Here is an 11,283-nt window from a genome sequence, read left to right as displayed (position 1 = left end):
CTCACCCGTCCACTGAGTTGCTGGCCAGCACGTTCGTCGCGGCCTCGGGCAGGGGAACGTTGGCCGGCTGGAGCAGGTCCATGCCGGCCCTGATTACGGGGACCACGGCGATGGCAGGCAGGACAACCGGTGGGACTGCAGGTTTCGCTGTAGGTTTGGCCGCAGCCTCCGTGGCTCCGGAGACGTCGGCGCCGGAACCACTTGCTGCGGCCCCGGCAGGGCCAGGTGCCGCAGCATCTGCTGCCGCGATCCGGGCCAGGGCCCTGCGGGCGGCGCGCCGGTAAAAGCGGATGCCGATGAAGCGGATGACCACGGTGAGGGTGACCACGCTCCACAGCACCAGGCTCAGCTGGGCCACGAAGTCCAGCAGGCTTTCAAACATGGCTCCGTCGCGGCCGAAGGTGGCTTGTGCCGGCACTGCTGCAGGCATTGCGAAGCTTCCCGGATGCGTCACTGCCATCCCCCTTGTCTCAAGCAAGAAGTCCGTCGTTGGGCTTTGGGGTATCACCACCTGGGGTGCCCAAACACCAGGCGTTGGATGAAGTACCTGTCATTAGCGCCAAGGGAGGGCAGCGTCATTACCCTGCGGCTGACACGATAGGAGCGTGAGTGGCTCCGCTTTTTGGGGTGTGGGGGCGGCGCCTTAGGCAACCGGCGTCGCGCGCAGCCCAACCCGTTTATAGGTTCAAAATTACGTATCCCTGCGGAGGACGGACACGAGTAACGGGTACTCAATAAACAATTTGAGGGTTACCTACCGACACCGCCGTTGGGGGCACCGCTGCTGCGCCTCCGGCTACGGCCTGTTGTTAGGTAGTTGAAGCCGTGCGGCGAGGGGGCGTAGGTACCCCGCAAGCGGGGCTTCCTGGCAGCAGAAAAGGGCAGCACCCCGGCGGGGTGCTGCCCTTTAATGGGAGCGGGTTTAAGGCTTCTACGCGTTGGCCTTGATGGCGCGGGCGAGGACTTCCAGGCCGTCTGCGAGCAGCTCATCGGTGATGACCAGCGGCGGCAGCAGGCGGATCACGTTGCCGTAGGTGCCGCAGGTGAGGATGATGACGCCTTCCTTCAGGCAGGCGGCGGCAACAGCCTTGGTCAGTTCCGGGTTCGGTTCCTTGGAGCCTGACTGGACAAGTTCGACGGCGAGCATGGCACCGCGGCCGCGGACGTCACCGATGACGTCGGTTCCGGAAGCGGCCAGTTCGGCCTGCAGTTCGTTCAGGCGCGCCGTAGCGATGGATTCAATGTGGCGGGCACGGCCGTTCAGGTCGTATTCCTCCATGGAACCGATGGCAGCCAGCGCAGCGGCGCACGCCACCGGGTTGCCGCCGTAGGTGCCGCCCAGGCCACCCGGGTGCACGGCGTCCAACAGGTCGGCGCGGCCGGTGATGGCGGACAGCGGCATGCCGCCGGCGATGCCCTTGGCCATGGTCATGATGTCCGGGACAACGCCCTCGTGGTTGACGGCGAACCATTCGCCCGTGCGGCAGAAGCCGGACTGGACTTCGTCGGCGATGAAGACGATGCCCTTCTCCTTGGCCCAGGCGGCCAGCGCCGGGAGGAAGCCCTCGGCCGGGACGATGAAGCCGCCCTCGCCCTGGATGGGTTCGATGATGATCGCGGCAACCTGGTCGCCGCCGATCTGCTTCTCGATCATGGTGATGGCGCGCTTGGCGGCCTCGGCACCGGTGATGGCGGGGTTTTCCTCGCGGTACGGGTAGCTCATGGGCATCCGGTAGACCTCGGGCGCGAACGGGCCGAAGTTGGTCTTGTACGGCATGGCCTTGGCAGTCAGCGCCATGGTCAGGTTGGTGCGGCCGTGGTAGGCGTGGTCAAAGGCGACGACGGCGTCACGGCCGGTTGCCAGGCGGGCCACCTTGACGGCGTTCTCCACTGCTTCGGCGCCGGAGTTGAAAAGGACGGTGCGCTTTTCGTGGTCGCCCGGGGTGAGGCGGTTCAGCTGCTCCGCGAGGGCTACGTAGCCTTCGTACGGGGTGACCATGAAGCAGGTGTGGGTGAAGTGCTCAACGGCTTCCTTGACCGCACCGACCACGGCGGGGTCGGAGGCGCCCACGCTGGTGACGGCGATGCCTGAGCCGAGGTCGATGAAGGAGTTGCCATCGACGTCCTGGATGATGCCGCCGTCGGCGTCGGCCACGTAGACCGGAACGCTGGAGGCGACGCCGGCAGCCACCACGGACTTGCGGCGTTCGGTCAGTGCCACGGACTTGGGGCCGGGGAAGTCGGCCTGGACGCGGCGCTTCTGCTCCAGGCGGTAGGTGAGGTCTGCTGCGGTGGTGGTCATGGGTTTTACTTTCTCTTACTAGGGGCCCGCTCCGGCCGGGTTCCCTGGCCGAAGCGGAGCGAGGTTGGGGCGCCGGTGGGGAGCGTCAGGAATCGAGGGCGGACATGACGTGCTTGATGCGCGTGTAGTCCTCCACGCCGTACATGGAGAGGTCCTTGCCGTAGCCGGACTGCTTGAAACCGCCGTGCGGCATTTCGGCGGTGAGGAGGATGTGGGTGTTGATCCAGACGGCGCCGAAGTCCAGGTCGCGGCTGAGCCGCATGGCGGTGCCGTGGTTGGTGGTCCAGACGCTTGAGGCCAGGGCGTAGTCCACGTCGTTGGCCATGGCCACGGCTTCTTCTTCCGTGCTGAACTTCTGGACGGTGATGACGGGGCCGAATGTTTCCTTCTGCACCACGTCGTCGGTCTGCTTGGCGCCGGTGATGATGGTCGGTTCGAAGAAGTAGCCCTTCTCCCCCGCCCGGTGGCCGCCGGTCTCGATCCGGCAGTTGGCGGGCAGGTTCTCCACCACGGAGGTGACGGCGTTGAAGTGGTTAATGTTGTTCAGCGGGCCGAAGTAGTTGTCCTCGTCGTTCTGCGAACCGGTGTGCAGGGTCTTGGTGTGTTCCACCATTGCTGCCACGACGTCGTCGTGGACGGATTCCTCCACCAGCACGCGGGTGATGGCGGTGCAGTCCTGGCCTGCGTTGAAGAAGGCGAACTCGGCGATCGCCGCGGCGCTCTTCTTGATGTCGGCGTCCTTGAAGACGATCGCGGGGGCTTTGCCGCCGAGTTCCAGGTGGGCGCGCTTGAGGCCCTTCGCGGCGCCGGAAGCGACAGCGATGCCGGCCCGGACCGAGCCGGTGATGGACACCAGGCCGGGGACCTTGTGCTCCACCATCATGGCGCCGGTTTCGCCGGTGCCGAGCACCACGTTCAGCACGCCGGCGGGCAGGATCTCCCCGGCGAGCCGGGCCAGCACCAGGGTTGATTCGGGGGTGGTGTCGGAAGGCTTGAGGACCACGGTGTTGCCGGCCGCGAGTGCGGGACCGATCTTCCAGATGGCCATCAGGAAGGGGTAGTTCCACGGGGCCACCTGGGCCACCACGCCGATGGGTTCGCGGCGGACGTAGGAGGTGTGGCCCTCGAAGTACTCGCCGGCGGACTTGCCCTCGAGGATGCGGGCGGCACCGGCGAAGAAGCGCAGCTGGTCGGCACCGGCGGCCACTTCCTCGGAGGCAATGAGCGACCGGACCTGGCCGGTGTTGCGGTGCTGGGCCTCGACCAGTTCGTCGCTGTTGGCCTCGATGGCGTCCGCGAGCTTGAGCAGCATCAGCTGGCGCTGGCCCGGGGTGACGTGCTTCCAGGTCCGAAAGGCGTCCTTGGCGGCTGCCATGGCGGCGTCCACGTCCGCCTGCACCGACACGGGAGCCTGGGCCACCACTTCGCCGTTGGCGGGGTTGACCACGTCCAGCAGGGTGGTGCCGGCGGGGGTGACGAACTTCCCGTTGATGAAGTTCTGCAAGGTTTGGACCACGGTGTGCAACCTCTTTCGTAAGGGCCATCTGCGGCCGGGCGGAAACCAGGACGGATGGATGGAACTGCCTTGAGCCTATGCCAGCGCCCAAGCCGGGTGAATAGCCACCTGCACACCCTTGCCTAAGGGGTTTAGTGCGGTTGCCCAGCTCACGTTTATCCTTGCTTCATGGCCATTTCCCTTGCTGCCCTGGTGGGCGTGACGTCCTTGAAGCTGTCCAAGGCGGGCGTGGCGGAGACTACCTGGAACCAGGACATCAACTGGGTTGCGGTGACCGAACTGGAGGATCCCCAGCGGTTCCTCAACGGCGGCGAACTGGTCCTCACCACGGGCTTGCGGCTGCGCTCAGCGCCCGAGCAGCGCCGCTTTGTCCGCCAGGTGCAGCGCGCCGGCGCGGTGGGCATCGGCTTTGGCGTGGGACTGTCCCACGAGGCGGTGCCGCCGGCCCTCCTGGCGGAGGCCAACCGGTGGGGCCTGCCCGTGGTGGAGGTGCCATACGAGACCCCGTTCATCGCCATCACCAAGCTGGTGGCCGACGCCCAGTCCGCGGACCACTACGCCAAGCTGGAACGGCTGATCGCCGGGCACCAGGTGCTGGCGCGGGCGCTGCTGACCGGCGGCGGCCTCGCGGAGCTGCTGAAGAACCTTGGTGGCATGCTGCGCACGGATATCGCGCTCACCCAGTTCACGGCGCAGCTTTATAACAGCAGCAGCACCCACCCGTCGGCGGACACCTGGTCCAGTTACCCCGTGCCCACGGGCCGACGCGACGCCTGCACCCTGTGGGTGCGCCAGCCCTTCGAGGACACCGGCATCATCGGCTACGCCCAGAACCTGATCAGCGTGGAGCTGAACAACATGGTCAAGCAGCGGCAGGCCCAGCGCGCCCTCTGCGGGCAGGTGCTGGAGGACGTGATCCACGGGGCGCTGGAGACCAGCGAGGCGCAGCGCAGGCTGGCCGGCGTGGGAGTGAACAGTACCCGCAAGAACGTGGTCCTCCTGGCCGTGTCCGCCGCCCACGGCAAGGCCCTGGGGAGCACCTCGGTGCCGCAGGAACTGGAGAAGGCCGTTGCCGCCGTCGTGGGCAAGGACCTGGTGCTGGTGGTCAATGACGACGGCGGGACGGCGCCTGGGCTGGCACGGAAGCTGAGCGACCACCTCGCGGAGGCCGGGATCCATGCCACGATCGGCATCGGCGGGGCGTACACCAAGCCCAACGGGCTCCGCTGGAGCTACTTCGAGGCCCGGGATGCCGCCAGCCACGGCCTGCCGGTGAACGAGCCGGAGCGGTTGAGCCTGACGTCCCTGCTGCTGGCCAGCGAGGACGTGCCGCTGGCGGACATGGCGCACGAGTCGCTGAACCCCCTGCGGTCCTTCGACGCCGCGCACGGCTCGGAACTCATGGCCACGCTGGAGAGCTACCTGAACAACAACGGCTCGGTGGCGGCGGTGGCGGAGGAACTCACGCTGCACCGCAACACGGTCCGGTACCGGCTGGCCCAGATCACCGAGCTCACCGGCTACGACCCCGCGGTCACCGCGGACCGCGTGCAGCTGTGGCTTGCGCTGGCGGTGGCGCGGTTGTCGGCGCGGCAGGGCAAGTAACCCGCGAACACGGCGTCAGATCACGCCGTGGCCCAGCAGGTCCCGCGACTTCTTCCAGGCCTTCCGGGACCCCGCCTTCGCCGCCAGCATCCGTTCCTCCTGCTGGTTCAGGAGCTCGGCGTAGATGGCTGCCGTGGCCGGATCACTGAAGTCGGCAGCGACGGCGGCGAGCAGGTCGCGTGCCACCACGGCGTCCTGGAAGCGGCCCAGGATCTTTTGCTGGCGGTGCGCGGCCTTGACCACCTTGCCGGCGCGCTTGCCGTGTACCAGGGCCGCCGCTTCGGCCACGTGGCGCAGCCGCTTTGCGTCCTTGCGGACACGGTGGAGGGCAAGCTCTTCCTCCCGGCCGCGCCGGGCCCGCTTGATCGCCTTGTGTGAACGGCGCAGGCGTTTGGCGGCTTTGTCCACCGCCTTCGCCGCTGCACGCCGTCCGGGAGTCACGGCTTCGGCGCGCACGGGCGGGTTGTCCCGGAAGTCCTCCAGCTTGTCCAGTAGCCGGAAGTAGCGGGCAGATTCCAGGGCTTCGCGCAGGAGCCGGTAAGCCGCGTCATAGTCGCTGCCGGTACGCTGTTCCACGCTTGCGGTGGCGGCGGCGATGCCCTCCCCCGGCGGCAGTGCGCCCAGTTGTTCGCGGAGCTGTTTCCCCAGGACCTCGGCGTCGCGCGGCTGGCCCAGCAGCTGGCCCAGCCATTTGAGTTCACTCCGCAGCTTGCGCACCGGCGATGCCCGGTAGAGCCGGCTGTAGGCAGCCAAAACGGAGCGGATGCGGCGGGTCGCAGAACGCATGGCGTGCACGGCGTCGGGCTCCTCGTTCCGGACGTCGGCGTCGCTTGCGAGGATCTGGTCGATCTGTGCGGCCACGTAGACGGTGACGACGGCGGCAGCCGGGGCGCGCTTTCCGGCCAGGAGGCCGGGGCTGCTTTCGCTCCCCCCAGCACTGCCGGGAGCCTCACCGCCGGCAGGAACGGCACCACCGGCGGCAGCGGACCGCTTTCCCGCCTTGGTGCCACTGCCCAGGGCGCGGGCCAGTTTGGAGGCGTGCCCGGCGTGCCGTGCACCGGCGGCGGTGAGCAGTTCCTCCACGGGGCCGAAGAGGCCAGGATCCCCGTGGACCAGTTCCAGCTCCCATTCGCGCCACTCCTGCCGGGGCGCGTCCGGCCCGTCCTCCAGCCGCACGGCGGTGACGTGGTCGTCGGCGAGGTCGGCCAGGTGCACGCCGTCCTCTCCGTAGAGGGGGTAGGTGGTGCGCCGGGTTTCCAGCCGGACCACCGGGGCCGGGACAGTCCCCCGAAGGTAGGCGTGAAGGTGGGTGAGCAGGCTGTCCGGGACGACGTCGGGCCGGCCAAGCGGTGCGTGCAGCTCAGTCCGGTGCTGCGGGCCTTCCCCGGCTGCGGCGGCCTGGGGCGGCAGCTTCAGGTGCCACCCGGCGTCCTTCCCTCCGGTGCGGCGGCGAAGGGTGATGCGGCGGGCGGCCAGGCCGTGCTTGGGAGTGTCGAAGTACACCGCCTCCAAGAGGTCCGTGTGGGGCTTACCCGTCCGGGCCACGCCGGGAGCCTGCTCCAGGGCCGGCACCCCGGCGGCGGTGTCGACGTCGTACTTCTTCTCGATCTCAAGTCCCCGGGAAGCTTCCACAGCCGTCCTTCCAGCGCCGCCTGGTCAACGCCAGGCCCTCCGACAGTCCGTTGGCAGTCTATTGCAGGGGCCGCGTGCGGGGAGAGGTTGGCCACAAAGACAGAAACATCAAACGTCTAACCTTTACGGTGGAGGGTATGGCCGCCACTCCCCCCGCCCCCGCCCACGCCTCCCCGCCCGCCGTAACGGACATCGAAGTCCCGGACACTGAAACGGCAGCCGGGACGGTTCCCGTGAAGCCGCGCTCCGCCGTCGTGTTCGGTGTCATTGCGCTGGTGCTGATCGGACTGAACCTGCGCGCCGGCATCACCGGAGCCTCCGCGCTGCTGCACGACCTCCAGGCTGTGCTGGGCTACGGGGCGCTGGTGGCGGCAATCATCCCGTCCATCCCCACGCTCTGCTTCGCTGTGGCGGGGGCCGCGACATCATGGCTCAGCGGCAAGGTGGGGGTGGAGAAGGCCATCCTGCTGTCGCTGGCGCTGCTGGCCGGCGGGCTTCTGCTGCGCGGCATCCCAGCCACCGGCATGCTGGTGGCCGGCAGCGTGGTGGGCATGTCCGGGCTGGCCATCTGCAATGTGGCCATGCCGTCCTTCATCCGGGAGCACTTCGCCTCCCGGACCTCCCTCATGACCGCCGTCTACACGGTGACCATGACCACCGGGGGCACCCTGACCTCCGTCCTGGTGGTTCCGCTGGCGCAGGCCCTGGGATCCCCGTCCGCCGCGGTGGGTGCCGTGGGCATCGCGGCCGTGGCAGCCTTCCTGGGATTCCTGCCTGTGGCCATGCATGCCCACCGGAACACCGCCCGTACCGCGGCCGGACACGTCTCCCCGTGGCCCCTGCTGCGGACCCGCAAGGGCCAGCTCCTCACCGCAATCTTCACCCTGCAGGCACTGCTGGCGTATGCCCTGCTGAGCTGGTTCCCGTACATGCTCACCACCATGGGCCTGGGTGCGTCGGAGAGCGGGCTGATGTTCGGGCTGATGCAGCTTGTTTCGGTCCCGGCAGGCATGGTGCTGATCGCCCTCGGCGCCCGGCCGGGCATGCTGCGCCCCGCGTTCTACCTGGTGAGCATCACCATGGTTGTGGGGATCGCGGCCCTGCTGGTTCTTCCGGTGGGGCTGGCCGCCGTCCCCGCGGTGCTGCTGGGGTTCGGCCTGGGAATCTTCCCGCTGGTGATGGTGATGATCAGCCGCAGCGGAACCAGCACCGCCGAAACCACGGCCCTGTCCACCCTGGCCCAGTCCTCGGGGTACCTGCTGGCCACCGTAGGCCCGTTCGGCATGGGACTGCTGCACAGCGCCACCGGCGGCTGGTCGCTGCCCCTGGTGCTGCTGCTGGGGGTGGCCCTGGTGCAGATCGTGGTGTCCCACCTGCTTACCGGGAAGGCCATGTCAGGAAAGTCCGCGGGCGCTCCCGATGCCGGAAGCCCTGCCGTCGGAAACCACACCGCCCGCACGGAAGGAAAATAGCATCATGTCCTTGAGCCCTTCGGTCCGTCCGCCGCTCGCCGCCGAAGTCACGGCCAAGCTGCGGGAAATGGTGCACTCAGGCGAATGGCCGCTGAACCAGCGCATCCCGCCCGAACCCGAACTCATGGCCAGGCTGGGCGTTTCCCGCGGCACCCTGCGCGAAGCGGTCAAGGCCCTGGCCCACGGCGGCATGCTGGAGGTGCGGCGCGGGGACGGCACCTACGTGCGCGCCACCAGCGAAATGTCCGGCGCGGCCCGCCGCATGTACCAGGACCACACAGAACAGCACATCCTGGAGGTCCGGCTGGGCCTGGACACCCAGGCGGCGCGGCTGGCAGCCCGCAATGCAACGGACGACGACGTCACGGGCCTGCGCGCGCTCCTCGCCGCCCGGGACCAGGCCTGGAAGAACGGGGATGTCGAAGCCTGGGCGGACGCCGACTGGTGCTTCCACGAAGGCATTGCCCGAGCGTCCGGCAACCCCCTGCTGCATGAGCTTTACGCGAGCTTCGGCACCGCGTTCCACCAGGACCTGCTCAAGCAGCAGCGCCGGCCGGGCTTCAACGGACTCCCCCGGGACGGCCACGAAACGCTGCTCGACGCCATCGAACGCCGGAACCAGGACGCTGCCGTGGCCACCGTGAACCGGAACCTGAACTCCTGCGCGGAGTGGCTGGCGGAGTAATTCGGCTTTCCTGTAGCGGTCCCGCGGCTTCCCCGGTATCGACGCGCCACCTCCTTTGCGACGCGAAAATTCCCTGGCGCCGCGATATGTGGGCCGCGCAAGGGATTATCCGAGTCGGGGGTGGACATGCGCAGCGAAACCGAACGTGCGCACCGGGAGGACGGTGTCCCGGACGCGGCGACGGCCCGGCACTGTGGTGCCGGACCGCCGTCGTACGCTTTGTGTTTCTTATCCGGCCTAGTCGCCGCGCAGGCCCGAGAAGACGTTCTTGGGGCGCTGCATCTCGCCGTGCTTGGCGCCAAGGATGATCACCAGGGCAGCGAAGCCGGGAATGGTCCACTGCAGGAGCTTGAGCTGCTGCTGGGCGGTCTTCAGTTCGTCCGAGGCAGCGCCGTGCGGCTCGGTTGCGCCCTCTGCACCTTCACCGGCGAGCTTGTCCACCTTCTTGCCCAGGATGCCCGAGTACAGGGTTACCGCGGCGCCCACCACGGTAACGGCGGTCTTGATGACGGTGTCACGGGCCACGCCCTCCTGCTTGGCGATCCTGCCCTTGTTCTCCCAGGCAATGGCCAGGTCCGCCACCAGGTGGGAGGCGAACGCCGCGGTCTGGAACGGAGCCCACTTCATCCAGCCGGCGCTGGAAAGCCGGGTGCGCTCCGAGGGGTCCTTGGCCTGGGCTGCAGCCCCGTTGAGCCCGATGGCACCCATCAGGGATCCACCAAACCATGCTGCTGCCGTCAGGTCGTGAACCGAACGGGCAATGAGATTTCCTGCCATGATGTGCATTCCTAACGTTGTGAACTGGTTCCGGGTTGCCGCTTTGCGGCAGACTTCACTTGCCGTGTCCCATCGAGGTATGGTGCGCCCATGGTAAGCACACTTACTAATATTACGAAAGCCCGTCCCGGACAGGGCGCACCGCGTAATATCGTCGCCATGGGAAACACAGGGACATTGTTCGGCTGGGCCTTCGGGAACCCCGCCCGTGAAAGTGACAGCGGCTACGTGGACGGACTGGAGCGCGAGGCGCTCCGCAATGCCAAGCAAACGGCAAAGGCCAAGGGCGTGGACGTTGTGGCGGGTTCTGAAGTTTTCACCGTCCTCAGCGCAGACGAATCCCTGGTGGAGCTGGACAACGCCCCCGGCCAGCTGGTGGTCCGCTGTACCGTGCACGTTCAGGGACCAGGCGCAGAAAAGCTGCGGGCCGAAGGGCCCATGAACGGCTGACAGATGTCCAACGGCGAATCCACGCTCAGGCAGGCAGCGGACGCTGTCGAGGAGGCCTCCAACCACAAGGTCCTGGATGTGCTGGCCCGCGCCGGGTTTGCCGTCATGGCCCTGCTCCACGTCATCCTGGGTGCCATCGCCATTGCCATCGCCTTCGGACATCCGGGCGAGGCCGAACCCACCGGCGCCATCGCCCAACTGGCGGACAACACCTGGGGCCCGTTCGTCATGTGGGGGTGCGTGGTGGCCTGCCTCGGCCTTTCCCTCTGGCAGGCCAGCGAAGCGACCCTGCGGGCCAGGAGCCTCCCGCGCAAGGAACGGCTGGCCAAGCTGGTTTCCTCAGGGTTCCTGGCCGTCGCCTACGGCAGTGTGGGCATGACCTTCGCGGGATTCGCGCTGGGCCAGCGCAGCGACTCGGGCGACAACACACGGGACTTCAGCGAGAACCTGATGGACAACCCGGTGGGGCCGTGGCTCCTGGTGGCCCTGGGCCTGACCATCCTTGGCATCGGTATCTACTTCATCGTCAAGGGGTTGCGGCGCGGCTTCAAGGAAGAACTGTTCCATTTTGAGGGCACGCGGCGGGGCAGGCTTATCGACAGCCTGGGCGTCACGGGCCACGTGGCCAAAGGCATTGCGCTGGACCTCACCGGACTGCTGTTCATCATTGCCGCGGCCAAGCACCGGCCCGAGGAGTCAACGGGGCTGGACGGCAGCCTCAAAGCCCTGCAGGACCATCCCTTCGGGCCCACGCTGCTGGTGGCGATCGGCGCCGGGTTTATCGCCTATGGGGTTTTCGCCCTGATCCGGGCCCGGTTTGGCCGCATGTAGGCCCGGGGTTTGT

The 11,283-nt window shown here is 67.8% G+C and carries 10 protein-coding genes; 5 read left to right on the top strand and 5 right to left on the bottom strand.

Translation table 11 applies throughout. The features are described from left to right. Position 1: 1 nt before the first annotated feature. The 3 genes from FBY30_RS11505 to FBY30_RS11495 all read right to left on the bottom strand — a co-directional run bounded on the left by FBY30_RS11505 (position 2) and on the right by FBY30_RS11495 (position 3,818). Positions 2 to 430 carry a hypothetical protein gene (locus tag FBY30_RS11505; RefSeq protein WP_142132990.1) on the bottom strand — a complete coding sequence of 143 codons (429 nt, stop codon included), beginning with the start codon at positions 428 to 430 and terminating at the stop codon, positions 2 to 4. Between the two features lie 501 nt (positions 431 to 931). After that, complete coding sequence (gene gabT / locus FBY30_RS11500) at positions 932 to 2,302, bottom strand: 4-aminobutyrate--2-oxoglutarate transaminase (RefSeq protein ID WP_142132989.1); 1,371 nt, start codon at positions 2,300 to 2,302, stop codon at positions 932 to 934. Between the two features lie 85 nt (positions 2,303 to 2,387). Then, on the bottom strand, positions 2,388 to 3,818 hold the full coding sequence (locus tag FBY30_RS11495; protein WP_142132988.1) for an aminobutyraldehyde dehydrogenase: 1,431 nt from the start codon (positions 3,816 to 3,818) through the stop codon (positions 2,388 to 2,390). 168 nt (positions 3,819 to 3,986) lie between these two features. Here FBY30_RS11495 and FBY30_RS11490 point away from each other — a divergent pair, with 168 nt between their 5' ends. Next, positions 3,987 to 5,423 carry a PucR family transcriptional regulator gene (locus FBY30_RS11490; RefSeq protein ID WP_142132987.1) on the top strand — a complete coding sequence of 479 codons (1,437 nt, stop codon included), beginning with the start codon at positions 3,987 to 3,989 and terminating at the stop codon, positions 5,421 to 5,423. A gap of 15 nt (positions 5,424 to 5,438) precedes the next feature. Here FBY30_RS11490 and FBY30_RS11485 read toward each other — a convergent pair whose 3' ends face one another. Then, positions 5,439 to 7,055, bottom strand: a complete 1,617-nt coding sequence (locus tag FBY30_RS11485; protein WP_142132986.1) for a CYTH and CHAD domain-containing protein — start codon at positions 7,053 to 7,055, stop codon at positions 5,439 to 5,441. Between the two features lie 137 nt (positions 7,056 to 7,192). Between FBY30_RS11485 and FBY30_RS11480 the strand changes: the two genes are divergently transcribed. Together FBY30_RS11480 and FBY30_RS11475 are read left to right on the top strand one after the other, a co-directional pair. Further along, positions 7,193 to 8,527, top strand: coding sequence for an MFS transporter (locus FBY30_RS11480; protein ID WP_142132985.1), 1,335 nt, complete (start codon positions 7,193 to 7,195; stop codon positions 8,525 to 8,527). Between the two features lie 4 nt (positions 8,528 to 8,531). Beyond that, complete coding sequence (locus FBY30_RS11475) at positions 8,532 to 9,212, top strand: FadR/GntR family transcriptional regulator (RefSeq protein WP_142132984.1); 681 nt, start codon at positions 8,532 to 8,534, stop codon at positions 9,210 to 9,212. Positions 9,213 to 9,449: 237 nt separating this feature from the next. Here FBY30_RS11475 and FBY30_RS11470 read toward each other — a convergent pair whose 3' ends face one another. After that, positions 9,450 to 9,989: a hypothetical protein gene (locus FBY30_RS11470; RefSeq protein WP_142132983.1), complete on the bottom strand. Its 540-nt coding sequence runs from the start codon at positions 9,987 to 9,989 to the stop codon at positions 9,450 to 9,452. A gap of 159 nt (positions 9,990 to 10,148) precedes the next feature. On the opposite strand from FBY30_RS11470, the gene FBY30_RS11465 reads away from it, so the two are divergent. Beyond that, positions 10,149 to 10,439, top strand: a complete 291-nt coding sequence (locus FBY30_RS11465; protein WP_142132982.1) for a hypothetical protein — start codon at positions 10,149 to 10,151, stop codon at positions 10,437 to 10,439. A gap of 3 nt (positions 10,440 to 10,442) precedes the next feature. Further along, complete coding sequence (locus FBY30_RS11460; RefSeq protein WP_142132981.1) at positions 10,443 to 11,270, top strand: DUF1206 domain-containing protein; 828 nt, start codon at positions 10,443 to 10,445, stop codon at positions 11,268 to 11,270. Positions 11,271 to 11,283 lie beyond the last annotated feature (13 nt).

This window comes from Arthrobacter sp. SLBN-83 (assembly GCF_006715285.1).
Lineage (GTDB): Bacteria > Actinomycetota > Actinomycetes > Actinomycetales > Micrococcaceae > Arthrobacter.
This window is presented reverse-complemented; position numbering and strand designations above follow the sequence as displayed.

Coding starts and splice junctions, on each gene's coding strand:
- FBY30_RS11490 (WP_142132987.1), top strand. CDS start 3,987: ATGGCCATTTCCCTTGCTGCCCTGGTGGGCGTGACGTCCTTGAAGCTG.
- FBY30_RS11465 (WP_142132982.1), top strand. CDS start 10,149: ATGGGAAACACAGGGACATTGTTCGGCTGGGCCTTCGGGAACCCCGCC.
- FBY30_RS11480 (WP_142132985.1), top strand. CDS start 7,193: ATGGCCGCCACTCCCCCCGCCCCCGCCCACGCCTCCCCGCCCGCCGTA.
- FBY30_RS11505 (WP_142132990.1), bottom strand. CDS start 430: ATGCCTGCAGCAGTGCCGGCACAAGCCACCTTCGGCCGCGACGGAGCC.
- FBY30_RS11470 (WP_142132983.1), bottom strand. CDS start 9,989: ATGGCAGGAAATCTCATTGCCCGTTCGGTTCACGACCTGACGGCAGCA.
- gabT (WP_142132989.1), bottom strand. CDS start 2,302: ATGACCACCACCGCAGCAGACCTCACCTACCGCCTGGAGCAGAAGCGC.
- FBY30_RS11475 (WP_142132984.1), top strand. CDS start 8,532: ATGTCCTTGAGCCCTTCGGTCCGTCCGCCGCTCGCCGCCGAAGTCACG.
- FBY30_RS11460 (WP_142132981.1), top strand. CDS start 10,443: ATGTCCAACGGCGAATCCACGCTCAGGCAGGCAGCGGACGCTGTCGAG.